Here is a 23,771-nt window from a genome sequence, read left to right on the forward strand (position 1 = left end):
GTGTCGCACCCGTGGCCGACGTTTAGCCCGGAGGCCAACTACACGGCGTTGGCGTCGGGGTCTGGCCCGGCGCCCACGTTGGCCTACGGGGAGACCTTGAGCGCCGAAGCGGCGAATCTGCAGACAGTCATGGCGGCCTCGGCCACGGCCGGCGCGGCAACCTATGGCGCCAGTTGGCAGGGAGCCGGTGCGACCGCCTCGGCGACCACCCAGACCGCGCTGGACACCCAGCATCAACTCCTCGCCGCGGCACTCTTGGAGAAGGTGCCGCACGTGGCGGCGGCGGCCAGCGCTCACCAGACCGCGCTCGCGTCGATGGTGACCGCTGAGCAAGCGCTGGCCAATCGGATGGAAGAGGCTACTGCCCAACACATTAACCCAACCGTATTGGGCGCGTTGACCCCGCGGATCACGGCGTTGAACCTCGAGTATTACGGGCAGATGTGGCCGCGCAATGCCGCCGCGGGCGCGGCCTACGGGGCGGCGCTGCGCGCGAGTACTGCGGCGATCATGGTTCCGTTTCCGCCGGCCGTGGCTGGAGCGTCGGCGGCGGCGCCGGCCGTTGCCGCCGCGGCGTTGGCTGAGAACGCGGCGATGGCCGCCGCAGGGGTGACGATGCAGGCCAGCGAGCAGGCCGTCCAAGCGGCGATGACCCCGGCAGCGGCCGCGGCCCAGGCGGTGGCTCCGTTGGCGGCCACGCAAACTGCCGCCCAACCGGTCGCCGCGGCCCCACAGGCCCCGGCGGGCATGTTCGCCCAGCAGTCGCAGGCCGGGGGGCTTCCCGCGCCAACCGCTACCCCCGGTAGTCAGGGCGTAGCCTCTTCCCCTGTTCAGCAGGCAATGACCGCGCGGGCCGAAACGCTAAGTCCGCCAACAGGATCGGCGCCGGGGCCGGGTGGTGTGGCCAGCGGCTATCCGGGTGCCGGATTGACCAGCTACGTCCGGCCCAAGGGCGACGGTTTCACCCCGCCGACGGCCAAGCAGGCCAGCGGTGCGAGCCCCGGCATGCTCAACGCCGGTGCTCTGACGACAACGAGTGCGACATCGACGGACGCTCAGCCGATGGCCTACGTCCACCCCGAACCACCACGGCCCACCGTTGCCTCGACACCGTCGCAACGACCCCAGTTGGATCTCGGCGACACCGCGCACACGAAGAACATCCCACCGCCACCGCCACAACCACTCACCTCTCCACCGCCGGCGCCCCCGCCACCTGCACCGCAAAGTGGCCCCCAGGGGCCGGCGCCCGATGGCAACGGGCCGAGTGGTCCCGGCGCCCAGATGCTCGGCACCGGACCGGGCCAAGCGCCGCAAGCGCCGTCCATCCCACCGCCGCTCGCTCCGCAACCGCCGATACCACCGCCGCCTCCCCCGCCGTCGCCGGGCAACCCGCCTCTACGCCCACCGTCTCCTCCCTCCTGGGCTAGCCCGCCGGTCCCGAAGTCGGTGGAGGCAGCGCAGAGGGCATACCAGCAATTAATAAAAGACATATTGGAGCACAATTCTCGGCCGCCCGATCCGACCAATTTGGAAGCGGTGAACGCCTACAACCAAGAAGCGTGGACCTACAATGCGTGGAAGGCGCAGCTCGAGAACCAACTGAAATCGTCGAATGCGGAATATACGCCCGGCAAGGACGCGGCACGCGCGGATATACCGTCCTGGACACAGCCTGCGCCAGAGCAACCACATGCGCCCGGTTCCCAACAACCTGGTGGGCCTTCAACTCCGAGTCTCGTCGACCAGGCACGGGAAATTGGTAAGGAGATCTCCGTTCTTCCCAGAGGAACCAGGTTAGATACACTGGCGGACCGGATCTCTGGCCTCCATCTCAATCAGGACCAGGCTGTGGAGGCAACCGACATCGCCGCGAAAGCCGCGTTCGGTGAAACCGGGGGAATTGTTAACGTGCCCGACGGAACCAAGGTGGTATTACCGGCGGACTTGGGCTATGGGAAAGCAATGGTGGTACATCCTGATGGAACGGTGACAGTGTTCGTGGGCGACCTTCATCAATTCTTGCCGTACATCGGCAGATAAGGGGTTAGCATGAATATACCCTCACGTACGGCCATAAGAGATTTCGAAGCCTACATTCTGTTGACGATGAAGCTCAGAATGTCAATGGCGAATAAGATGACTCAGCTAGAAGCAAAACTTGCTGAACACGGGCTCTCCTTGGGTGACGCGGAAATCCTACATGACCGAATAGCCGAAGCCCTTCGCGACGAAGCTTCCCGTTTTGAGCAGATGCAAAAGTTGCTGGGCATTACAGAATCGGGTTCCGTGTCACTGAAGTACGACAGCGTGTTTTGGCCTGGATTCAGCTTTCATGCCATGGTTGGTAAAGCGGGATTACTCGAGTCGGCCGGATACTTGCACGCGACAGCCAGTCGGCCGGAGGTCGGTTCTCCGACCGAGCTGCCCACTTGGAGCGTGGACATCAGCGAATTCGCTGAGCAGTTTGGCCCCATAGCGCTCCGCGACAAGCAACCCCTGTTCGATGAATTTCTTCCTGCATACGAAGAGTACGAATTCTCATGGAATGGAGAGCCTTACGGTGCACGATTCATCTGGGGATTGTTCTTGTCTTCTTCGATCTACTGGGACTGAAGCGAATTTGGACGAATTCGTCTTAGGCGCCGCGGCCCACGGGGCATGCGTTGGTGTGCACGCTGCGATGCCGTCGCCGTTGCTGCCTCCGGCCGGAGTCGAGCTTCGAACAGTCGACGGCGCGCATATCGAAACGCTCGATGCTCTTTTCGACGCGTTCGCCACGGTGTGGCATTTCCCGCCATGGTTCGGGCGGAATATGAATGCATTTAATGATTTCATGCGTGACTTGGACAACATGATTAATGCAGCCGAGGGCAAACCACCTGCTTCCGGCTACCTGACCGAAATAAATAACGCGCACTTGCTTCTTACTGGCCAGCCGGAAGTTTTTTCTTGGTTTGCTAAGAAAATACCATTCTATCGGGACTACTACCGTGACGAAGCCGATCCGCCAGCAGCATTCGGCCTATTGCTATCGGTTCCGAACAGTGAAGTCCGCGCGGTCCGGGAGCGTTGGCTAACCGTCGGAACCGATGTCGCGACCGTTGCCGTCTGAGCACCGGACTGTGACCTTGACGAACAATGAGGCTTCAATCGGCCGGATTGCCTATCTTCGGCAACTCGCGCTTGACTCGCTGAAGGATTACAGCGGCGGATTCGTTGGACTTGAACGGGTGGACCGTGACCTGAAGTCGATAATCCGATCTCTCGAAGAAGTCGCGGATCCATCCTGGACTAATTCGTTGCTCCGACAGTGGGGTCAGCTTGAAATCATCTATGCATTGATCCTTGATGAAGGACGGTTTCGCTTGACTCATGAAGAAGAAGCCGACGTACGGGAGATTATCGCCACGATTCGCACCGAACTCCAACGGTATGAACCGCCATCACCCCTCGATGCAGGCGAAGTAAGGTGACAGCTCCCCTGGTCACGGTCTGCGTGGCTATTCCGACGGGGGCGACAACAATTGGACTGCAGCCCGCTCCGCGAGCAGTTCGGGGCCGACGAACACGTAGAGAAAGTTGGACTCATCGACCGTTTCCCTGGGGTCGAATGGTTGCGCAGCCAACCTCCGCACGGTCGCGGCGACGGCACTGACGAAAAATTGAGGCCACGTGACCACCCGCACAGCCAAAACCGGAGCCTCGCAGTCGGCTAATCCGACAGCGACGGAAAGGTGATGGCCCGGCGCGACCGCGGGCACTCCAGGAACTTTGTCAGCGGAGTATCCCGATGCGGGTTGAACGGAATCATCTTCCAGCGCCAGCCCCCGAATCTGTAGCACAAGATCCCGTTGTGGCGCGCATCGACCCACGCGAAATTCGCGTCGGTCGTTGCGAACTCATTGATCTGTTCCCGTGTTGGAGCTATGTAGTCGGTGAGAAGAACGCACCCATCGGTGGTCAAGACCAGCTCACTGCCTGGCCAGCCTTGGACACCCGAGTCATAGAACTCGCCGACACACAGGCGCAACGGATCGGCCATGCAGTCCATTCTTGCCTGTGCCGACCGACAGGTATCTGACGAATAACCCGTCCGGCGTCAACGAGGCAGCTGGCCCAGCGCGCTACTGACCGGCCTTGCCCCCGGCAAACCACGCCTCGGTCACCGCGCGGGTCTGCGGCGGCGGAAGGGCGGAGTCGGGTGTGCCGAGCTGACCGACCTTGACCGTCCAGGCCGCGGACGAGCGGTCGATGCAACTGCCGGCGCCTTGGCTGGGAAGCCATAGCACCGCGAGGTGCGCGACGGTGCCGCTGCAGCTGTAGGCGCCCTCGTAGCCGTCGGCGCGCACGCCCCAAGCGCCGCCGTTACGCAGCAGGCAATGGGTGCCGTCGTCGAGGGTCAGCGCGAAGGGATCGGGCGTGGCGGTCGGCTGCACCGGGGGCAGCGAACCGGTGTAGTTCACCCGATGCATGCGCTTGTCCCACGGGTTGTCCACGCACAACAGCGAACCGGGGGTCGACGGCCAGCAGGTGCCCGCGCCGGCCGCGCTGGGCGAGCACGAGTAGACGTTGTCGGCCACGGCCGAAGGCGAGGGTTCCGAGCACTCGACGGTGACGACGTTGCCCTCCGGCGGCGTCTCCTTATAACCATTGATCGGTTGGCCGCCGGGCCCGCCGGCCATAACGGTGATCTGCTGGGTGGCTGGCGGGTCGGCGGCCGCCACGGGCAGCGACAAGCAAGCCGTTAGAGCGATAGGGATCAGGGCAATTCGCGACGCTACGTTCACCGTGCAAAACCTCATTTATGGAAGCGTAGTTGTCGCGGCGGCGGTCCAGTACGGTGCGCTTATGCCCGATCGAAATCGCCGTTTTCTGCTCCGCGAGCGCCCCAGCGGGCGTATCGGCCCCAACACCTTCGAGTTGAGCGAGGAGGCCGTGCCCGAGCTCGCCGACGGCGAGGCGCTGGTGCGCGTCAACTGGATATCGCTCGACCCGACAAACCGGATGTGGATCAACGACACCCCGACCTACCTGCCGCCGGTGGGCATCGGCGAGGTCATGCGCGCGGGCGGCCTGGGCAAGGTCGTCGCGTCGAAGAGTGCGCGTTTCCCGGTCGGGCAGACCGTGCAAGGTCTCCTCGGCTGGCAGGAGTATGCGGTCCTGTCGGATTCCGCGCTCGTGATGCCGGTCGACGTTGCCGAGGGCATTTCGCCGAGCGCCTACCTGGGCGCGCTGGGCACGACCGGGCTGACGGCATGGATCGGCATCCGCGACATCGGCAAGCCCAAGCAAGGCGAGACGGTCGTGGTCTCGGCCGCGGCGGGCGCGGTCGGGTCGATCGCCGGGCAGCTGGCCAAGGCCGACGGCGCACGCGTCGTCGGCATCGCCGGCGGCCCCGAGAAGTGCGCGCTGCTCACCGACCAGCTCGGCTTCGACGCCGCGGTCGACCACCGCGCCGATGACTGGGCCGCCCAGCTCGTCGCGGCGACCCCCAACGGCATCGACGTCGACTTCGAGAACGTCGGCGGCGACATCATGGACGCCGTCTTCGCGCGCGTCAACATCGGTGCCCGCGTTGCGCTTTGCGGCCTGATCTCCGGATACAACGCGGCCGATCCGCCGCCGGGCCCGCGCGCGTTCGCCAACCTGCTCATCCAGCGCGCGACGCTGCAGGGCTTCATCGTCCTCGACCATCTGGGTCGCGCGGCGGAGGCGGCCACCGAGATCGGCGGCCTGATCGCCGGCGGCAAGCTCACCCCGCTGGAAACGGTCGTCGAGGGCTTCGAGCAGCTGCCGACGGCGATCAACATGCTCTTCGATGGCAAGAACGTCGGCAAGCTCGTCGTGAAGCTGTCGGACTAGCCACATGTTTCGCATGACGGTCCAGGACGTGTTCGTGATCCGCGGTCGCGGGGCGGTGGCCACCGGCCGCGTGGAGTACGGGCAGCTGCGCGTCGGCGACCAGGTGAAGATCAACGGCGGGCCGACGGTCCGGGTGGACGCGATCGAGGCTTTTCGCAAGAAGATCGACACCGCGACGACCGGTGACAACGTCGGATTGCTTTTCAAATCGCTCGACAAAGGCGATGTTGCTGCCGGGGACGTAATCACCTCGTCAGGCGCCTTTTTGGCGTAAGCCGGGCAATTTACAACTGTCGCGGGCCGCCGCTCTGGCCTCTAATGTCTTCGCCATGACATCCGCCACCCCGCAACTGCGCCGGGGTCTCGCCAACCGTCACATCCAGTTGATCGCGATCGGCGGGGCGATCGGCACCGGGCTTTTCATGGGGAGCGGAAAAACGATCTCGCTCGCCGGCCCCGCGGTGCTGCTGGTGTACGCGATCATAGGGTTTTTTGTGTTCTTCGTGCTGCGCGCGATGGGCGAACTGCTGTTGTCGAACCTGAATTACAAGTCGTTCGTCGACTTCGCCGCCGACCTATTGGGGCCCGCGGCGGGCTTTTTCGTCGGCTGGTCGTACTGGTTCGCCTGGATCGTCACGGGCATCGCCGAGATCGTTGCGATCGCCGGCTATTCGAGGTTCTGGTGGCCCGACGTGCCCCTGTGGCTGCCGCCGCTGGTCACCGGTTGCGTGATCCTCGCCTTGAACTTGTCCAGCGTGCGCAATTTCGGGGAGATGGAGTTCTGGTTCGCCCTGATCAAGGTCGCGGCGATCGTCTGCCTGATCGTCGTTGGCGTCGTGCTCGTGGCGACGGGTTTCGTTTCGCCGCAAGGCAATCGGGCAACGGTCGAGAACCTGTGGAACGACGGCGGATTCTTCGCGACGGGGTTCATGGGCGTGGTCGGCGGGTTCCAGATCGCGTTCTTCGCGTTCGTGGGGGTGGAACTCGTCGGCGCCGCGGCGGCCGAAACGGCGGATCCGCGCCGCACCCTTCCCCGCGCCATCAACGCGGTCCCCCTTCGGGTGGCGATCTTCTACATCGGTGCGCTGCTCGCGATCTTGACCGTCGTCCCGTGGCGACACTTCGCCGGCGGCCAATCCCCGTTCGTGACGATGTTCGCGTTGGCGGGGCTCGGCGCGGCGGCGTCGATCGTCAATTTCGTGGTGACCACGGCGGCCGCCTCGTCGGCCAACTCCGGCGTCTTTTCCACGGGCCGCATGCTGTTCGGCCTGTCCGACAACGGAAGCGCTCCGTCGCCCTTCCGTCGGCTGAACCGCCGCGGCGTGCCGTCGGTCGCCCTCTTTCTCACCGCGGCGCTGCTGTTGACCTCTATCCCGCTGCTCTACGTCGGCGGTTCGGTCATGGGCGCGTTCACATTGGTGACCACCGTCGCCTCGCTGTTGTTCATGTTCGTGTGGGCGGCGATCGTCGTCAGCTACCTCGTCTACCGGCGCCGGCACCCCCAGCGGCATGCCGACTCGTCCTACAAGATGCCCGTCGGTGTGGCGATGTGCTGGGCGATCCTGGGCTTTTTCGCGTTCGTGATCTGGACGCTGTGCACTGAACGCGAGACCGCGATCGCGTTGGCGTGGTTTCCGCTGTGGTTCCTGGTGCTCGCCGCCGGCTGGCTGGTCGTGCGGCGCCGACCCGGGCGCGCCGAGACGTATCGCCGCTTCCAGGCCGAGATGAACAACCCCGTCGGCGACACCGCCGAGCCCGCGCCCGCCTCCTGACGCCCCGGCGTTCTTGGGATCGGTAGCGAATCCCGCCCTTTGTACTTGTCCCAACGACGACGCCAACCCGGCGGCGCCACCTGAAAGGAAGTCACACAAATGAAGCTTGTCCCCGCCAGCATCGAAGAGCAGATCAACCGCGTCGACCGTCAGCGCAGCCTGTACTTCGGCATCAGCGCCGGCGTGGTCGCCGTGCTGAGCCTGTTCCGCCTGCTCTGGACGCTGTACCTCGCGCTGACCTTCGATTGGATGTTCGGCTCGCTGGTTTTCCAGATGCTGCTGCTGGCCGTCGTCGGCTCCGTCGCGGGCGTGGCGGCCTACGGGTTCCTCACCCGCTACTCCAGGGGGTCATGAACCTCGCACGCTGCGGTCGAAAGTCCCGAACCCCAAGCGGGTTCGGGACTTTTCCCGTTGTGGGCGTTCAGCGGATCTGCTGGATGCGGATCAGGTTCCCCGCGGGATCGCGCACGGCGCAGTCGCGCAGCCCGTACGGCTGCTCGGTTGGCTCCTGGACGATTTCGGCGTCGGCAGCCTGCAGCCGCTCGAACGCGCCGTCGAGGTCCTTGGTGGCCAGCATGAGCATGGCGTAGGTCCCCTTGGCCATCATCTCGGCGATGGTGCGTCGCTCGTCGTCGGTGATGCCAGGGTTGGCGGCTGGCGGGCTCAGCACGATGGACGTGTCGGGCTGGTTCGGCGGGCCGACCGTGATCCAGCGCATCTTGCCCTGCCCGACGTCGAGGCGAACCTCGAAGCCGAGGGTGTCCCGGTAGAAGGCCAGGGAGGCTTCCGGCTCGTCGTGCGGAAGCATGCTCGAGTGAATCGTGATGTCCATGGCGTCAGGCTAGGTGCGGCCCGGCGGCCGACGCTTCTCGATTCCTGATCGGTCTGGTGACTTGCTTCGCGACGCACGGCGCTATCCCGGCCGTCGCGTCGCCCGCCTGGCGGCGAAACACGCTGGGCGGCATGCCGACGAGCTCGGTGAAGCGGGTGCTGAAGGTGCCCAGCGACGAGCAGCCGACCGCGAAGCAGACCTCGGTGACGCTGAGGTCACCGCAGCGCAGCAACGCCATCGCGCGCTCGATGCGCCGCGTCATCAGGTACGAGTACGGCGATTCGCCGTAGGCCCGCCGGAATTCGCGGCTCAGGTGCCCGGCCGACATGTGCACCGCGCGGGCGAGCGCCTCGACGTCCAGCGGCTGCGCGTAGTCACGGTCGATGCGGTCGCGGACGCGACGCAGCAGCGCGAGGTCGCGCAGTCGCTGCTCGGCGGGGCTACCGGTCACCCACGCGATATTGCCACGATCGGCCGGAGGCTTACGGCATCGTCGCCCGGTGCCACGCCAGCGGGTTGAGCCCGCGGTACGGGTCGCCGTCGCGCAGCCGCCGCAGGTCACCCAAGATGTTCTCCAGCGCCCGTTGCGTTTGGTCCTTGACGACGTCCACCCACTCCTGGGCTGTGACGCCCAGCGGCCTGCTCGTATCGATCGGCGACCCGAACCGGAGATACATGCGCTGCGGCCGGGGAATCAACGTTGGCCCGATCCCCCGCATCAACGGCATCGCCATGTCCGCGCGCCCATTCAGCCTGCGGCCCAACGCCTCACTGAACCGTCCGTACGCGCTGTCGCGCGTGGTCAAGCTGCGATAGACGTCGTCGCCGCCGACGAGACCGGCCGGCACGATCGGGTAGCCGTTCTCTATCGACAGCCTTGCGAACCCCGCGCGTCCCTGCCAGCGCAGCCGGTACTCCTCGCCCTTGAACTTGGCGATCTCGCGGCCGCCGCCGGGGAACACGAGGATGGTCTCGTCGTTTCGCATCAGTTCGCGCGCGGTCTCCGGTGCGCCGACGACGGCGCCGTACGCCGCGATCAGGTCGCCGGGCAGCCCACGCATGCGCCCGAAACCCCGTTCGGCCAGTGGTCGGACCCGGGTCCCGATGGTGCGGCGCACGGCGTCGGAGATCAAGAAGACCTCGGAGCCGAACTGAGTGTGGTTGCCCACCAACAGGAATCGCCCGTCCGCGGGCAGGCGTTCGACGCCATCGACGTAGGGCCGAGAAAGATCGACAACGGGGCGCAGCCGGTCGCTCACCTCGTCGAGGGCTCGTCGCAATGTCCGCACCCGTGCGCTCGGCTCCGTGATGCCGGCCAGGTCGGTGTCGTCAGCCACGGTTTGCACCCGGGCGGGAGAACACGACGGTGAGCGACGGCGGACCGAACCGGGTCGGGCTGGGCAGCAGCTCGATGCTCATCTCCGGATCGGCGGCGCGGCCGAGTGCCTGCATCGCCGACGGGCTGTAGGCACGCAGCGCGCTGATGAACCCGTCGTGCAGCCCGGGCTGAATCGACGACCATGGGACCAGGACGAGATTCAGGGGCAGCGCGAAGACCGGAAACAGCAACGTGGCCAACGGGTTCTGTCGTTTGATGTCGATGACGAGGAACCGCTTGGCCACTCGGGTGGCCTCGGCGATGGCGCGGCACGCTACCGCCGGCGGAAGGTGGTGAAACGCCATCGCGAACACCACCAGGTCGTAGCTGTTGTCGGCGGCGTCGATCGCGGTCGCGTCGACCACCTGGGTGCGCGCCCGCGGGTGGTCCCCCAGCTCGCCCGCCGCGATATTGGCCACCGAGGTCGCGTCGAGGTCGCTGACGGTCACGGTGGCGGTCGGGTGCAGCTTGAGGATCTGCGCCGAGAGCTTTCCGTGGCCCGCGCCGAGCTCCAGGATCCGTGGATTGGGGATGTCGGCGACGACGCTCAGCGCCGTGCGCGCGTACTGCTCGTGCTGCTTGGTCAGCGTGCCAATCCGGTCGAGCATGCCGATGACCTTCTGCTTGACCTCGTCGGCCACGTCGTCGCGGTCGAGGTATTCGAGCGCATCGGTCTCGAATCGACGATCCAGCCACGACGCGTCGGGGCCACCCCTGGGCATCGTCGCGATCGCCTGGTCCAGCGTGTTTGTCGTAACCATCACGGCTCTCCTGTTCATGTCGTCAGCCCGTTCTCGAACCCACCATAACAAACGAACCAGTTCGTCTGCTTATGATGTTCCTGTGAGATCGAAGACAGAGCTCCGCGGCGAGATACTCGCCGCCGCCCGCGCGGAGTTCGCCCAGTACGGCTTGGCCGGGGCGCGCATCGACCGGATCGCGCGCGCCGCCAACGCGAGCAAGGAACGGCTGTACGCGCATTTCGGTGACAAGGAGACCCTGTTCCGCGATGTCGTCGCCACCGACGGCGCGGAGTTCTTCCGCGCCGTGGAGCTGCACCCCGACGCGGTGCCCGAGTTCGTCGGCGGCATCTTCGACCTGACGCAGGACCGGCCCGAGCACCACCGAATGATCACGTGGGCGCGGTTGGAAGGTTTTCCGCTGGACATTCCGGAGTTCGACGAGGAGCGCCCGCCCGAGCGTGCCATCGCCGCCCTGGAGCAGGCGCAGGCCGACGGCCACGTCGACCCTTCCTGGGAACCGCAGCAGCTGCTGGTGCTGCTCTTTTCGATCGCCCTGGCCTGGGCGCACTGGCCCGACCCCGCGGCCGCCACCACGGACAAGCGGGTGATCGCCAGCCGGCGCGCGGCGGCCGTCGAGGCGGCGGCCCGCATCGTCAAACCCGTTGCGCCGGCGGGCCCATGACGCTGCGCAAAGCGCGTAGTGTCCCAGGCCATGGCCGATGAGATCCAGTTCGTCGAGGCCAACGGGCTGAGATTCGCCTATCTGGAGGACGGCTCCGGACCGCTCGTCCTCCTGCTGCACGGGTTCCCGGACACCCCGCACACCTGGGACGATCTGCGCCCGCGCCTGGCCGCCCAGGGCTACCGCGCGGTCAGCCCCTATATGCGCGGCTACCACCCCAGCGCGATCCCCGCCCGCGACGCCGACCAGGAAACATTGGCGCGCGATCCGCTCGCGCTGATCGAAGCGCTCGGCGCCCGCGAGGCCGTCGTCATCGGGCACGACTGGGGCGCCTCGGCCGCCTACGGTGCGGCCGCCCTCGGGCCGGATCGGGTCAAAAAGCTTTTCGTCGTGGGCATTCCGCATCCGGCGGCGCTCAAGCCGACGCTGAAAAAGCTCTGGGGCGTGCGCCACTTCGCGGCGTACAAGTTGCCCGGCGCGCCGAAACGGTTCGCGCGCAACGACTTTGCCGCGCTGCCCGCCATTTGCCGGCGCTGGTCGCCGACCTGGAATCCGGATCCTCACGAGTTCGACGCCGTCCGAGCCAGTTTCGCCAACCCGGCGAGCCTGAACGCGGCGTTCGGCTACTACCGCAAGCTCTCCCCCGTCCCCAGCGCATCACTGAAGGCGAAGATCAAGGTGCCGACGGTTGTCTTCGCGGGGCTGGACGACCCGATCGCCGAGCCGTCCGACTACCGCGGCGCCGCGCGCATGTTCGAGAACGAGTACGTCGTCGAGGAGGTCCCCGGCGGGCATTTCATGCACCGGGAGCATCCTGGGACCTTCGCCGAACGGCTCTTGGCCCACCTGTGATTGCGGCCTAGGCGTCTGGATGGGTTAGGCCTTGGCCTGCTCGACCATCTGGTCCATGCTCGGTGTCGTGCCGGTGCCGTAACCGGGCAGAACCTGTTCGAAGGCCTCAAATCGCCCGAGCAGTTTGAGCGTGTCACGCCCGTAGAAGGGAAGGTAGACCGTCCGGCGCCTGCCTTCACCGACCGGCGGCGGACCCGCGTGTGTTGTGCACGAATAGTGGATGGTGACGTCGCCAGGTTGGGTGTTCATCGGGATGGCGTTCGGGTCGTCCGTCTGGAGCCCGCCCGGCGCGTGGGTGACCTTGCCATTGGATCCGGCCAGCGCCCATAGTTGCGAGCCGGTAGGTCCCGCGGCGTCGAGATGGATTCCGATGTTGATCGACGGGCACATGATGGGGCAGCCACCCAGGTCGCAGTCCCGGTGCCAGCCGAGGTTCGCGGCAATGCTGTCGCCGAGCGACGCGCCAACACCGAACGGTTTGAGGACGGTCAGTGCGCCCTGCCCGCGGTCATGCAACGGCACCAAGTCGCGTTTGGCCAGCGCCGCCAGGGCGGCGATTGTTGGATCGTCGTCGAATAGGGAGCGAATTAGCTCGGAGTACTCCGACATGTAGAGCAGGCGGTAAGGGAACCGACCGCCGGTCGCCTTGTTGTCGACCCACCAGGAGAAGATGTTTCCCTCTGTTGCATCGTTGGTGAGCTTGTCGATCTCGTTCGCGATCTCCTCGTGACGGTGGGCCATCGCCCCGCGCACCACCAGATAACCGGCGGTCTGCAGGAAGTGAGACAGATCCTCATGGTCGTCATCGAGTGAGAACGACTGGTGCAAATCCAGAGGATCGCCGTTGCGATCCGTGAAAGACATCGACGGGTCGTAAATCGGTCGTCCCGAGTAGATACACCGAATTGCCGGCGCCCACGTATCCCACTCGTCGAACCCGCCTCGTTCAAACCGAACGGAGCCTGCGAGCAGGAGCGATGAGACATTGCGGAACTCGTGGACATAGTCTTGCCATGCGCGCTCCTGGAGCTCGATGACAGCGTGTGCATCGTCGCGAACACCATGCTCGACTCGCACGGTTCCCTCATCGCAAACGTAACTGTATGCGCGACCATCGGGCATTTTGACCGCGATCGGTGGCGCATCCGCGACGTCCCACGCGACTTGCTCACTGACGCCTTCGGCGAGTCGCCGGGGCAGTTCAGACGTATGAAACTCGTCGAAGTCCCATCGCTGCCTCCCCCATGCTTCCAGGCTGCCGACGTCCGTATTACGGGCGATTTGGTCAAGCATCATTAATCTCCTTGACGTTTGCGAATATTCGGAATATGATTCCGGGATGTCGGAAGAGCGTAAAACCCAATCGCCACCGACGTCAAGAGCTTTGGCGGTGCTCGAGGCGCTTACCAAAGCGCCGATTGGTGGCCTATCGCTGTCAGAGGTCGCCCGCGCGGTAGGACTCAGCACTTCGACCACCGCGGCGATCCTCGCCACGATGGACGACGCCGGCTATGTTGAGCGACTCCCCGACAAGGGGTATCGCCTCGGATCGGGTCCGCTCAAACTCGTTGGGGCGCTACGCGTCCGCTACCCCTTACTGGGTGCAGCCGATCCCGAGTTGTCACGCCTTTCGGCCCTCACCGGCGGAGGCAGCACCTTGACGCAAATTAACGACAACGACCTCGAGGTCATCCTCACTGCCGGCCGGGTTGAGGAGTTCGTCACGCGGATCGGCCACCGCCTGCCGCTCTACCCACCGTATGGGACGGTCCCGATGGCTTGGAGCTCGCCCAAGCGGGTAAACGAGTGGCTGTTCAGCGCGCCCGATCCCATGACGGCTGAGGAGATCGAGGCGCAACGGGACACGCTGGCGGGCGTCAAAGAGCGCGGCTATGCGGTCTACAACATCAAGCAGGACGTTCGCTCGATGGTGGAGCAGATTCGCGATCTACTGACGTCCGCGGACGAACACGCCCCCAGCGATGTGCTGCGTCGCCTACAGGTTGGCGCCGTCACAGGAATAGGGATCTACAGCACTGCTGAACTCGCCGACCGGCGCCGCAGACCCGTCAGCTACGTGATGGCGCCGGTGTTCGGGCCCGACCAACAGCCTCGCTATCTAGTAGCACTGCACGTCATGGCCGACGCGTTGCCGGCCGGCGACCTCGACAACTACATCGAGGCGATCCTGCAGACCGCCAAAACCCTGACCAGGGCCGCCGGTGGACGCTGGCCGAAATCTGGTCGCTGACAAGATATTCCGGGGCTCTGCAAAATTGCTCTGCGCGGCAACAGCCACAATGCTGTCGCCGTACCGCGCGTGGAGCAGGGTGGGCAGGCACCTCACATGCCCGAGGTCGCTAAGTCCAGCGAGACGGACGGTGCGGCGCGAACGGCGTCACCACTCTGACGCTCGGCGATCTCAGCGCAGGCCGCTTTCCGCTCCTGCGCGCATGGGCAGATCGCACACCACAGGAGACGATGCGCGTTACTAGGGGCCTAGGCCTCGACCAGCTCCGGGTGGAACTTCGCCGCCAGGCGGCGCATCCCGTCCTGCCAGTCGACGGTCGTGCCGCCGATGAGCTCGTGCATGCGGGTCAGGTCGGTGGGGTTGCCGCGCAGCGCGTGCGCGTCTTCTTTGAAGACGGGCTCCTTGCCGACGAGCGAGCCGAGGTAGCCACACCACTCCTGCAGGCTGACGGTTTGATCGCCGCACCAGTTGACGGTGGTCGCCGGGACGGAGGCCGCGTCGAGCAGCTTCGGCAGCGTCGCGATGATGTCGTCCTCGTGGATCGGGTTGTATTGGGCCGGTCCGCCGGGCGGGACCGGAATCGGGATGCCGGCCAGCATCATCTCCATGTGGTAGTACGGCCAGCCGCCGTTGTTCCCGTACGGGACGTTGAGGCGGGCGATGACGGTGGGCACGTCGAGGATGCGCGCCATCGACCGGGCGACGACCTCCCCCGCGACCTTGGAAATCGAGTAAGTGGGGAACAGAAACTTGTGGTTGTCGCCCAGGGCGGCCCGCTCGGTGCGGGGTTCGTCGCCGGGCGGGTCGTACACGGCGGCCGAGGAGCAGTGCAGGAAGGCCTTCGCCCCGCGGCAGTGGGCCATCAGCAGGCCGACCGACTCGGCGTTGGCCCCGAGGTCGGTGTCCCAGTCCCCGCTCTTGGCCACCGCCAGGTTGAGGACGTAGTCGAAATCGCTTGGGAGACCGGTGAAGTCCCCGGCCGCCAGATCGACCGTCTCGCACCGGACACCGGCCTTCTCGAGGCCTTCCCGCGCCGCGGGGTTGGTGAAGCGGGCGACGCCCCACACCTCGTTGTCGGGCGCCAGCGCCAGGGCGATGGGAGTGGCCAGTTGACCGGTCGGGCCGGTGATCAGGATCTTGGATCCGCGCATGCGCTGATAGTAGGTGAGCGCCACGGGGCGCAGACGATCACCGACTTTCGCGCATTGTGCTCACCCGCGCGGTAGGGTCCGTTGCATGGCCGCCAGGGGCCGCGTCGACTTGCGACTCGCCACGCAGGTGATGCTGCTGCAGCTCGTCGTCGTGACGCTGACACTGATCGTCGCCTTCGCGTTGTTCGCCGTTTTCAACCGCGCGCGCCTGGACAGTCAATACCACGTCCACGCCACGGATATCGCCCGTGTGGTCGCCTCATCCCCCACGGTGGTCACCAACATCGCCCGCTACGACGATCCCTCCTTGGCCCCGCTGACCCCGAGCCCGGAACTGGTCGGCGAACTTGCCACGGGTCCGATCCAGGGCGTAGCAACCCGCGTTCAGCTACGCACCCATGTGGCGTTCGTGGTCATCGCCAACGCAAGCGGCATCAGGGTCGCGGATCCCCAACGCGACAGGCTGGGCCTGCATGTCCAAGGCGACATCGCCGCACCGCTGGCCGGACATGAGACGACATCGCATGACGACACCGTGCTCGGGCGCGCGATCGTCGCGAAAGTGCCGGTGTTCGAGCCAGGTTCCGATCGGGTGCTGGGGGTGGTCATCGTCGGCCTGTCCACCAAGGCCTTCGATGAGCAGTTTTCGAAGAACCTGGTCGTGCTGGGCGCGATGGGCGGTGCCCTGCTGCTGATCGCGGTCGCCGGCTCGGTGGTACTGGCCCGCCGATGGCGAGGGCTGACACTGGGTTTGCGGCCAGCCGAGATCACCGAACTGATCCGCAGCCAGGCCGCGGTGCTGCAGGGCATCGGTGAGGGCGTGCTGGCGACCGACACGGCCGGCAAGACCACCTTCGTCAACGACGAGGCGTGCCGGCTGCTCGAGATCGGCAACGAAACGGGCCGGCCCATCGAGGAGATTGGGTTGACCCCGCGCGTGCTCGACGTGTTCAAAGCGGCCGACCCGACCCCGACGCTGGCGACCGTCGGCGAACGCATCGTCGTGGTCTCGGCTCGGCCGGTGTCGCGCGAAGGACGGCCGCTGGGAACCGTTTTGGTGGTGCGGGACCGAACCGACGTCGAGTCGCTGACCCGCCAGCTCGACGCGGTGCAGGTGATGAGCACGGTGTTGCGCGCCCAGCGCCACGAGTTCGCCAACCGCCTGCACCTGCTGACCGGGCTGTTGCACGGCGGTCACGTCGAGGAGGGGCTGCAATACCTGGAAGAGCTCCTCGGGTCGGGCCCACTGGGATCCGCGCTGCCCGGCATCGACGCGATTCGCGACGCCTACCTGCAGGCGTTCCTGGCGGCCAAGGGCGCCGCCGCCCGGGAAGCCGGCGTGACGCTGACGATCGGTGAAAACACTTGGGTGGCCGGCCGGCTCGTGCTGCCGGTCGACGTCACCACCGTCGTCGGCAACCTGCTCGACAACGCCATCGACGCGGCCCGCACGAGCGACAACGCCACCAAACAGGTGGAAGTCGAACTGCTGCAAGAGGGTACGACGCTGCACATCACGGTGGCCGACAGCGGTGACGGCGTCGCGCCCGAGTTCGTCGAGCACCTTTTCACCGAGGGCACGTCGACCAAGCCGGATTCCGGCATACCGGGCGGGCGGGGCATCGGGCTGGCGTTGTCGCGGCAGATCAGCCGCGCCCTCGGTGGCGACCTGTGGCTGGCCAGCCCCGGCAACCCGGAACTTTCGCTGCGCGGTGCGGAATTCATTGCCCGCTTGCCGGGCGTGATGGTTGAGGAGGAGCAATGGGCGACGCAGACCTGACCGTACTCGTGGTGGACGACGACTTCCGCGTCGCCAACCTGCACGCCGAGGTGGTCAACACGCTGCCCGGCTTCACGGTGAGCGCCACAGTGAACACCCTCGGGTCCGCGCGGGAGGCCCCCGCCGTCGACCTCGCTCTGGTGGACGTGTACCTGCCCGATGGTTCCGGGATCGACTTCGTCCGCGAATTGCGCGGGGACAGCATGGTATTGACGGCGGCCACCGAGGCGGACACCGTCCGCGCCGCCATGTCGGCCGGCGCGCTGAGCTACCTCGTCAAGCCGTTCGCGACGACCGAGCTGGCCGCGCGGTTGGCCGGCTACGCGCGCTACCGCAAGATTCTGACGAGCCCCAACCTCGGCTCCGGCGACGTGGACGCGGCCCTGGACGCGTTGCGCCCCCGGGTCGCTCCCGCGGCGCCGCCCACCATCGCGGCGTCCTCCACCAAACAGCTTGTGCTGCAAGCCTTGCGCACCTCGGAGAAACCCATGTCGGCCGCCGAGGTGTCCGCCGCGATCGGGATATCGCGGGCGACCGCCCAGCGGTATCTGGCGGGGCTGGCCAGCACCGGTGACGTCTCCGTCGGGTTGCGCTACGGCACGACGGGACGGCCCGAGCAGGAGTTCGCGGCCAAGGACAAGCGGCCAATGCGCCGATGAGGCGTCTCGCCGAGACTGCGCTCAGCGCGTGATTTCCCCGACCAACCGCGACCTGTGCGCAGTCTCGGCGCGGGGTGCGGCCACCAATTGGCCTTCCCCACCAACGCCGCCAGGGCCGGCACCGTGACGGTGCGAACCACGAACGTGTCGATCAAAATGCCCATGCCGATGATGAATCCGGTCTGCACCATCGTCGAGAGGCTGCCGAACAGCAGGCCGGACATCGACGCGGCGAAGATGATGCCGGCCGAGGTGATGACGCCACCCGTCGAACGCACCGCGCGGACGATGCCCGAGCGCACGCCCGTGCGGGACTCCTCACGAATCCGCGTGATCAGCAACAGGTTATAGTCCGCCCCGACCGCGACCAACACGATGAACGCCGTCGCCTGCACGTTCCAGTAGATCGGCTGGTGCAGCACGAACTGGAAGAAGACCACTCCCACGCCCACCGCCGACAAGAACGAGATCACCACGGACGCAATGAGATACAGCGGGGCCACGATCGCGCGCAGCAGCAGGATGAGGATCACGAAGACGATGAGCAGCGTCATGGCCACGATCAGCCGAACGTCGTGGTCGTAGTAGCCGCGAATCGCGCTGTACATCGCGGTCGTCCCGACCATGGATATCGACGCGTCCGCGAGTGAGGTGTTGGGCTGGGCGCCGCGCGCCGTGTCGAGGATCGACGCGACCTGATCCATCGCGGCCGTGCTGAACGGGTCGAACTTCGTTTCGACCAGGTAGCGCGCCGAGTGCCCGTCGGGCGAGATGAACAGCTTGGCGGCGTTCTTGAAGTCGTTCGAGCTCAGCACCTGCGGCGGGATGTACATGCCCGCCATGGATTGCCCTGTGGCGTCGCGCTTCATCGAGAGCAGCAGGTCGGCCGCCTGGTTCATCCCGGTGCCCATCCGCTTGGTCTGGTCGACGAGCGCCCGCACCCCGTCGGCCAGCCGCCGGCTGCCGTCGGCCAGCCGGTCGGCGGCCGCCTGCAGGCCGGCGATCTTCTGCGCCATGCCCGCGGTGCTGCCGCCGGCCGCCCGCAGGCTGTTGGAGGCCGTGGCCAACAGCGTCGTCATGCTCTGCACCGCCGCCTGCACGCCCGGTGCCGCAGCCGGCGCGGCGAAACCCGCGGCGGCGGCGACGTTGGCCAGCGTCGAGACCGGCCCGGTCGCGAGACCGCGCACGTTGTCCAGGAGGTTGGCCGCCGCGCCGAGCTGCTGCTGGGCCTGGCTCAGCGTCGCGGTGAGCTGGGTGATAGGCCCTGCGGCGCCGCGGAGTTTTTCGCGAATTTCGGCGAGGCTTGCCGCCAGCTGATCGCCGCCGCGGGTCAGCGCGTCGAGGTCGCCGGCGCGGTCGGTGATCTGCGTCGAGGCGTCCTCGAGCTTGGAACCGACCGCCCCGGCCTGGGAGCTGAGCTTGGCCTGATCGAGCGGCTGGCCGTCGGGCCGCGTGATGCCCCGCACCGCGGCGATGTTGGGCAGCTGCGACACGCGTTGCGCCATCTGATCCAGGTCGGCCAGGGCACGCGACGTCCGCAGGTCCTGTGGTGAGCGGACGTAGATGTATTGCGGCAGCAGGGCGCTCGTCGAAAAGTGGTTCTCCATCGCGGAGAAGCCGACATTGCTCGGCGCCGACCGCGGCAGCTGCAGGCGGTCGTTGAAGGTGGGTCGGAGGAAGGCCGCGCAGCCGGCCAGCGCGACCAACACCGAAAGGCTCACCAGCAGATGCGTTTTGGGCCGGCGGACCAGGTGGACGGCGGAACGCTGCCACAGGCGCCCGGTCAGCGGCGGTCGCGGCGCCACCCAACCGCGCCGACCGGCCAGCACCAGGATCGCGGGCAACAGCGTGATCGCGGCAAGGAACGCGATCGCAATCGAAACGGCAAGCGCCGGGCCGATACTCGTGAACGCGGGCAGGCGGGTGAAGACCATGCCGAGGAAGGTGACGGCCACGGTGGCCGCCGACCCGGCGATCACCTCCCCGATGGAACTCAGCGCCTTTTGCACGGCCCGGTCGGAGTCGACGCCGGAGCGGATGTACTCGTGGTAACGGCTGATCAGGAAGACGGCGTAGTCGGTGCCGGCGCCGAAGATCATGGCCGTCATCAGCCCGATCGTCAACGCGGAGATGCCGAGCCCGACCTGAGCCAGCGCGGACACCACGCCCTGAGCCGACGCCACCGAAACCCCGATGGTGATCAACGGCAGCAACACGGTCACGGGCCGCCGGTAGATCACCAGCAGGATGATCAGCACGAACAACGCGGTGACGATCTCGGTGATGTGCAAGTCGCGGGCCGTGACCAGCGACATGTCGCCGACCATGGCGGCCTGGCCGGTCACGTCCGCGGTCAGCGGGGTGCCCGCGGTGGAGTGCTTGACGGTGTCCGTGATCCGTTGGTACGCCTGCGAGGACTCGGGAGACCCGGCGGGCGCGCGCAGCATCACCGCGAGATAGAACGCCTTGTTGTCCGCGCTGACCATCAGCGGGCGCAGGGCGGGCGTGGTCGCGACGTCCTGCACGCCGGTCACATCGCGGGTGTCGTCACGCAATGTGGTGGCCAGCCTGCGGTAGGCATCCTCGTCAGCCGGCTGCAGACCCCGATTGTCGGTGAGCACGACGATCAGGACGTTCTGGGCGGATTCCCCGAAGTCCTTGGCCATCTGCTCGGCCGCGGCCATCGCCTTGGGCGGCAGCGGTTGTACGGTCTGGCCTTCGACCACCTTCGTCAGCGGGGGGAAAGCCACTGCCAGCACGGCCACCACGGCGGCCCAGGCGGCGATCATGAGCCAGGGCGCGCGCACGACGACGCGGCCCAGCGCCCCAAACGCGCCGGTGCCTGCCTTGGACGTAGCGGACTCTTTGGTCATGGTGAAACCCCTCATAGTCTGGCCGCGAACGACTTTCGCCTCGGTTACACGGAACTTATGGCGCCGTGGGCAGCCGCGTCTCGCTTGTCAGCGATAGTCGGAATTAGCCGCGATTCCACGGTTTTGCGCGTTGTGCTCGCGCGTCGCGGCGGTGGTGGCGTCGAGTCTGCGCTCAGAGCGTGGTGGACCCGCGTTGAGGCGCGCTGAGCGCAGTCTCGACGCAATGGGTCGCGAAGCCCAACGTGGCGTCGAGTGAGAAGTCACGCAGCGCGCCCGAAAGGTCGCTCCGCAGAACCTCATTCGAGTCGGGGCGGCCCGGCTGATACGCGACGACCGAGACGAAAACCTGGCCGTTCGCCCGGCCCGAGGCCAGCGACAGCATGCCGCCGAACCGGTCCATGACGGCGGTGGTCGTGTCGGGGTGGGGAGCCCTGATGGCGAAGTGGTCGGCGTCGGTGCCGTCCGGGCGGCAGACGCCCGGGTTGAGGTCGCCGAGGTTGGACGCGACGACGGCGGTGGGGCTGCCGGCGGCCACACCGACGAGGCGCCTGATCAACCACTGCGGCATCAACGGAACGAGGGGCAGCAATTCGCGCCGCCGGTCGGGGGTGTCCTGCAGCCGGATCAGCGCCTGCTTGGTCGAGGCGCGGATGTCGCGCAGGTCGGTCGCCGCGGGCGCGGGGTCGACGGTGACGTCGGCGTCGGCGACGGCGTTGGCGCGGGTGTCACCGAGGGTGCGCTCGTTGACGGGTATCGCCAGGGTGACCCGGCCGTCGGGGGTGACCCGTCCCGCGCGGTGGGCGAGTCGTGCGGCCAACCCCGCGAGCAGGGTGTTGCTGGTCCCGCCGAGCGCCGCCGCGCGGGCGTCCCACTCGTCGGCGTCGACGAACACCGTTTCCGTTGGGAGCGTGATGGATTGGCTTGGGGCGGCGGGCGGTGGCGTGGACGGCCCGGCCGTGGCGACACCGGCCCGCGCCTGACGCGCCGCGCTGGCCAGGGCCCGGCCGATTTCCGGGATGTCGCGCGCGGCCTGGCGGGCGTCCTCGCGCAGCGAGCGCCAGCGCCGGCGCGACGCCGCGGCGGGCCAGCTGACCGGATCGGGTCGGCCGGAAGCCGCGTCCGCCAACGCATCGCACAGGCCGATGCCGTCGGTGAGGGCGTGCGGGATGACCAGGCTGACGCCCGCGCCGCCGTCGGTGAACGGCAGCACCGCCAGGTGCCATTCGGGTCCGCGCTCGACATCCAGCGGCGTGGCCGCTTGCTCGCGCAGCCAGCCGTCGAACTCGTGGCGCGGCCTCGGCGTCGTGACGATCTCCAGCCGGGACCGGCCGCTGGTCGAGACCCACCGGTCGCGGCCGAACGGCAGCGCCGATCGTTCGACGCGCCGCGATAGCCGTCCCCGCAGCAGGTTTCGATGAAATCGCCGCAGGCCGTCGAGGTCGATCTCCCGGTCGTACACCCAAACGCACTGCAGCAGGCCGAGAACACCGGTCGCACGGTCCAGGCTGGCGAAGGTCTGGTCGAACAGGTCCAGTGTGTTGTTCATGGTCTTCAAATCCTTGTCGCTTGGGCCGCGAGGGGACGCGACCAATCGTCGACGGGGTCGAGCGAGAATTCGTCCAGGACGCTCGAAAGGGCTTGGCGCAGAATGCCCGTCGAGTTGGACCGCCCCGGCTGATACGCCTGCACCGATACGAACACGTGCCCGTTCACCCGCGCCGACAGCAAGGCCAGCACCCCGCCGATGCGATCCAGCGTGGCCTTGGTCATGCCCGGGTAAAGCGACGTCACCCAGACGAAGTCGGCGTCGGTGCCGTCCGGCCGGTTCACCGCCGCGGGGGCGGCGCCGATGTTGGACGAGACGACACCGGTCGCGTTGCCGGTGGCGACCCCGACGCATCGCTTGGCGAGCCGTTTGGGCAGCAGCGGAACGAGGGGCAGCAGCGCCTCCCGCTCGTCGGGCGCCTCGTGCCGCTGGATCAACGCCTGCTTGGTGGCCGCGCGGATCTGGCGCAGGTCCGTTGCCGCGGGCGCCGGGTCGACCGTGACGTCGACGTTGGCGACGGCGTTGGCGCGGGTGTCGTCCGCGGTGCGCTCGCTCACGGGTATCGACAAGGTGACCGAACCGTCCGTGCCGACGCGTCCCACCCGCTCGGCGAGGCGGGCGGCGACGCCCGCGAGCAGCGCGTTGCTGGTCCCACCGAGCGCCTCCGCGCGGGCGTCCCACTCGTCGGCGTCGATGAAGATCGTCGCCGTCGGGATGGTCACGGGCCCGTCCACGGCCAGCGGCATGGGCGGTGGGGCGGCGGGTGCGGCGCCAACGCGGTTGCGCCGCGCGGCTCGGGCGGCGGCGGCCGCCGCGACCATGGCGCGCCCGACGCTGGGAAGGTCGCGCGCGGCCTGGCGGGCGTCCTCGCGCAGGGCCTGCCACCGCCGGCGCGACCCCTCGGCGGGCCAGTCGATGGCGCTGTCGTAACCGCATGCCGCTTCCACCACCGCGAGGCAGCCCGCCATGCCGTCGGCCAGGCTGTGCAGGCCGACCAGGCTCACGCCGGCGCCGCCGTCGGTGAACGGGAGCACCGCCAGGTGCCAGCCGGGCCCGCGCTCGGCGTCCAGCCGCGTGGCGGCCTGCTCGCGCAGCCAGGCGTCGAACTCCTCGCGTGGCCGGGGCGTCGCGACGATCTCGAGCTCGGACTCGTGGCTGGGCGACACCCAGCGGTGCCGGCCGAACGGCAGGGGCGAGCGCTCGATGCGGCGCGAAAACCGTCCCCGCTGCAGGTGGCGGTGGAACCGGCGCAGGCCGTCGAGGTCGATGGCGCGGTTGTACACCCAGACGCACTGGCCCACGCTGGTGACGTTGGTCGCCTCCTCGAAGCGGAAGACGGTCTGGTCGAACAGATCGAGTAGGTTGTTCATTTCGCTGGGTCCTTTCG

At 67.2% G+C, this 23,771-nt stretch carries 24 protein-coding genes; 13 read left to right on the plus strand and 11 right to left on the minus strand.

Annotated features, from left to right (window positions below; all coding sequences use genetic code 11):
- From A9X00_RS29470 to A9X00_RS30425, 4 genes are all read left to right on the plus strand, one after another.
- Entirely contained in the window at window positions 1–2,043 is a 2,043-nt protein-coding gene (locus tag A9X00_RS29470; protein WP_197515006.1) for a PPE domain-containing protein, read from the plus strand.
- 66 nt (window positions 2,044–2,109) lie between these two features.
- The gene (locus tag A9X00_RS30420; protein ID WP_156771866.1) at window positions 2,110–2,616 is read left to right on the plus strand and encodes a hypothetical protein; all 507 of its coding nucleotides are present in this window, start codon (window positions 2,110–2,112) and stop codon (window positions 2,614–2,616) included.
- A 7-nt stretch (window positions 2,617–2,623) separates the two neighbouring features.
- Window positions 2,624–3,115 (plus strand): barstar family protein, encoded by a 492-nt coding sequence (locus A9X00_RS29475; protein WP_197515007.1) that lies wholly within the window; start codon window positions 2,624–2,626, stop codon window positions 3,113–3,115.
- Between the two features lie 10 nt (window positions 3,116–3,125).
- Window positions 3,126–3,476, plus strand: coding sequence for a hypothetical protein (locus A9X00_RS30425; RefSeq protein WP_156771867.1), 351 nt, complete (start codon window positions 3,126–3,128; stop codon window positions 3,474–3,476).
- A 239-nt stretch (window positions 3,477–3,715) separates the two neighbouring features.
- On the opposite strand, the gene A9X00_RS00920 is transcribed toward A9X00_RS30425, so the two are convergent.
- On the minus strand, window positions 3,716–4,045 hold the full coding sequence (locus A9X00_RS00920; protein WP_156771868.1) for a hypothetical protein: 330 nt from the start codon (window positions 4,043–4,045) through the stop codon (window positions 3,716–3,718).
- Between the two features lie 82 nt (window positions 4,046–4,127).
- The gene (locus A9X00_RS00925) at window positions 4,128–4,739 is read right to left on the minus strand and encodes a hypothetical protein (RefSeq protein WP_232006633.1); all 612 of its coding nucleotides are present in this window, start codon (window positions 4,737–4,739) and stop codon (window positions 4,128–4,130) included.
- Between the two features lie 112 nt (window positions 4,740–4,851).
- Between A9X00_RS00925 and A9X00_RS00930 the strand changes: the two genes are divergently transcribed.
- The 4 genes from A9X00_RS00930 (at window position 4,852) to A9X00_RS00945 (ending at window position 7,991) form a co-directional block, all read left to right on the plus strand.
- The gene (locus tag A9X00_RS00930) at window positions 4,852–5,865 is read left to right on the plus strand and encodes an NADP-dependent oxidoreductase (RefSeq protein WP_067147853.1); all 1,014 of its coding nucleotides are present in this window, start codon (window positions 4,852–4,854) and stop codon (window positions 5,863–5,865) included.
- Between the two features lie 4 nt (window positions 5,866–5,869).
- Entirely contained in the window at window positions 5,870–6,139 is a 270-nt protein-coding gene (locus A9X00_RS00935) for an EF-Tu/IF-2/RF-3 family GTPase (protein WP_067147856.1), read from the plus strand.
- Window positions 6,140–6,194: 55 nt separating this feature from the next.
- Window positions 6,195–7,637, plus strand: a complete 1,443-nt coding sequence (locus A9X00_RS00940; protein WP_067147860.1) for an amino acid permease — start codon at window positions 6,195–6,197, stop codon at window positions 7,635–7,637.
- Window positions 7,638–7,736: 99 nt separating this feature from the next.
- Window positions 7,737–7,991, plus strand: coding sequence for a hypothetical protein (locus A9X00_RS00945; protein ID WP_067147863.1), 255 nt, complete (start codon window positions 7,737–7,739; stop codon window positions 7,989–7,991).
- Window positions 7,992–8,058: 67 nt separating this feature from the next.
- Here the strand turns inward: A9X00_RS00945 and A9X00_RS00950 are convergent, their stop codons facing one another.
- The 4 genes from A9X00_RS00950 to A9X00_RS00965 are packed head-to-tail and all read right to left on the minus strand — an operon-like array spanning window position 8,059 to window position 10,608.
- A complete protein-coding gene (locus A9X00_RS00950) occupies window positions 8,059–8,469 on the minus strand; it encodes a VOC family protein (RefSeq protein ID WP_067147866.1) in 411 nt (136 codons plus the stop codon).
- 4 nt (window positions 8,470–8,473) lie between these two features.
- Complete coding sequence (locus tag A9X00_RS00955; RefSeq protein WP_067147868.1) at window positions 8,474–8,920, minus strand: helix-turn-helix transcriptional regulator; 447 nt, start codon at window positions 8,918–8,920, stop codon at window positions 8,474–8,476.
- Window positions 8,921–8,951: 31 nt separating this feature from the next.
- Window positions 8,952–9,806, minus strand: a complete 855-nt coding sequence (locus A9X00_RS00960) for a lysophospholipid acyltransferase family protein (RefSeq protein ID WP_067148109.1) — start codon at window positions 9,804–9,806, stop codon at window positions 8,952–8,954.
- Window positions 9,799–10,608 (minus strand): class I SAM-dependent methyltransferase, encoded by an 810-nt coding sequence (locus A9X00_RS00965; RefSeq protein WP_067147871.1) that lies wholly within the window; start codon window positions 10,606–10,608, stop codon window positions 9,799–9,801. The genes A9X00_RS00960 and A9X00_RS00965 overlap by 8 nt, the downstream gene beginning before the upstream one ends.
- 82 nt (window positions 10,609–10,690) lie before the next feature.
- Between A9X00_RS00965 and A9X00_RS00970 the strand changes: the two genes are divergently transcribed.
- Both A9X00_RS00970 and A9X00_RS00975 read left to right on the plus strand, forming a co-directional pair.
- Window positions 10,691–11,272 (plus strand): TetR family transcriptional regulator, encoded by a 582-nt coding sequence (locus A9X00_RS00970; protein WP_067147874.1) that lies wholly within the window; start codon window positions 10,691–10,693, stop codon window positions 11,270–11,272.
- A 30-nt stretch (window positions 11,273–11,302) separates the two neighbouring features.
- Window positions 11,303–12,124: an alpha/beta fold hydrolase gene (locus A9X00_RS00975; protein ID WP_067148112.1), complete on the plus strand. Its 822-nt coding sequence runs from the start codon at window positions 11,303–11,305 to the stop codon at window positions 12,122–12,124.
- Window positions 12,125–12,148: 24 nt separating this feature from the next.
- Here A9X00_RS00975 and A9X00_RS00980 read toward each other — a convergent pair whose 3' ends face one another.
- Window positions 12,149–13,417: a phytanoyl-CoA dioxygenase family protein gene (locus A9X00_RS00980; RefSeq protein ID WP_156771869.1), complete on the minus strand. Its 1,269-nt coding sequence runs from the start codon at window positions 13,415–13,417 to the stop codon at window positions 12,149–12,151.
- Window positions 13,418–13,463: 46 nt separating this feature from the next.
- On the opposite strand from A9X00_RS00980, the gene A9X00_RS00990 reads away from it, so the two are divergent.
- Window positions 13,464–14,375: an IclR family transcriptional regulator gene (locus A9X00_RS00990; RefSeq protein ID WP_082974610.1), complete on the plus strand. Its 912-nt coding sequence runs from the start codon at window positions 13,464–13,466 to the stop codon at window positions 14,373–14,375.
- Window positions 14,376–14,623: 248 nt separating this feature from the next.
- Here A9X00_RS00990 and A9X00_RS00995 read toward each other — a convergent pair whose 3' ends face one another.
- Window positions 14,624–15,526, minus strand: a complete 903-nt coding sequence (locus A9X00_RS00995) for an NAD(P)-dependent oxidoreductase (protein WP_067148115.1) — start codon at window positions 15,524–15,526, stop codon at window positions 14,624–14,626.
- 85 nt (window positions 15,527–15,611) lie between these two features.
- Here A9X00_RS00995 and A9X00_RS01000 point away from each other — a divergent pair, with 85 nt between their 5' ends.
- Window positions 15,612–17,306: an ATP-binding protein gene (locus A9X00_RS01000; RefSeq protein WP_232006634.1), complete on the plus strand. Its 1,695-nt coding sequence runs from the start codon at window positions 15,612–15,614 to the stop codon at window positions 17,304–17,306.
- On the plus strand, window positions 17,288–17,965 hold the full coding sequence (locus A9X00_RS01005; protein ID WP_067147885.1) for a response regulator: 678 nt from the start codon (window positions 17,288–17,290) through the stop codon (window positions 17,963–17,965). Before A9X00_RS01000 ends, A9X00_RS01005 begins: the two co-directional genes overlap by 19 nt.
- Here A9X00_RS01005 and A9X00_RS01010 read toward each other — a convergent pair.
- The 3 genes from A9X00_RS01010 to A9X00_RS01020 all read right to left on the minus strand — a co-directional run bounded on the left by A9X00_RS01010 (window position 17,899) and on the right by A9X00_RS01020 (window position 23,754).
- The gene (locus tag A9X00_RS01010; RefSeq protein ID WP_082974611.1) at window positions 17,899–20,838 is read right to left on the minus strand and encodes an RND family transporter; all 2,940 of its coding nucleotides are present in this window, start codon (window positions 20,836–20,838) and stop codon (window positions 17,899–17,901) included. The two genes, A9X00_RS01005 and A9X00_RS01010, sit on opposite strands and share 67 nt — an antisense overlap.
- Window positions 20,839–21,010: 172 nt before the next feature.
- Window positions 21,011–22,384 carry a hypothetical protein gene (locus tag A9X00_RS01015; RefSeq protein WP_067148121.1) on the minus strand — a complete coding sequence of 458 codons (1,374 nt, stop codon included), beginning with the start codon at window positions 22,382–22,384 and terminating at the stop codon, window positions 21,011–21,013.
- Between the two features lie 5 nt (window positions 22,385–22,389).
- Complete coding sequence (locus A9X00_RS01020; RefSeq protein ID WP_067147887.1) at window positions 22,390–23,754, minus strand: hypothetical protein; 1,365 nt, start codon at window positions 23,752–23,754, stop codon at window positions 22,390–22,392.
- Window positions 23,755–23,771: the final 17 nt, after the last annotated feature.

This window comes from Mycobacterium sp. 1245805.9, assembly GCF_001672915.1.
In the GTDB taxonomy this organism is placed as follows: domain Bacteria; phylum Actinomycetota; class Actinomycetes; order Mycobacteriales; family Mycobacteriaceae; genus Mycobacterium.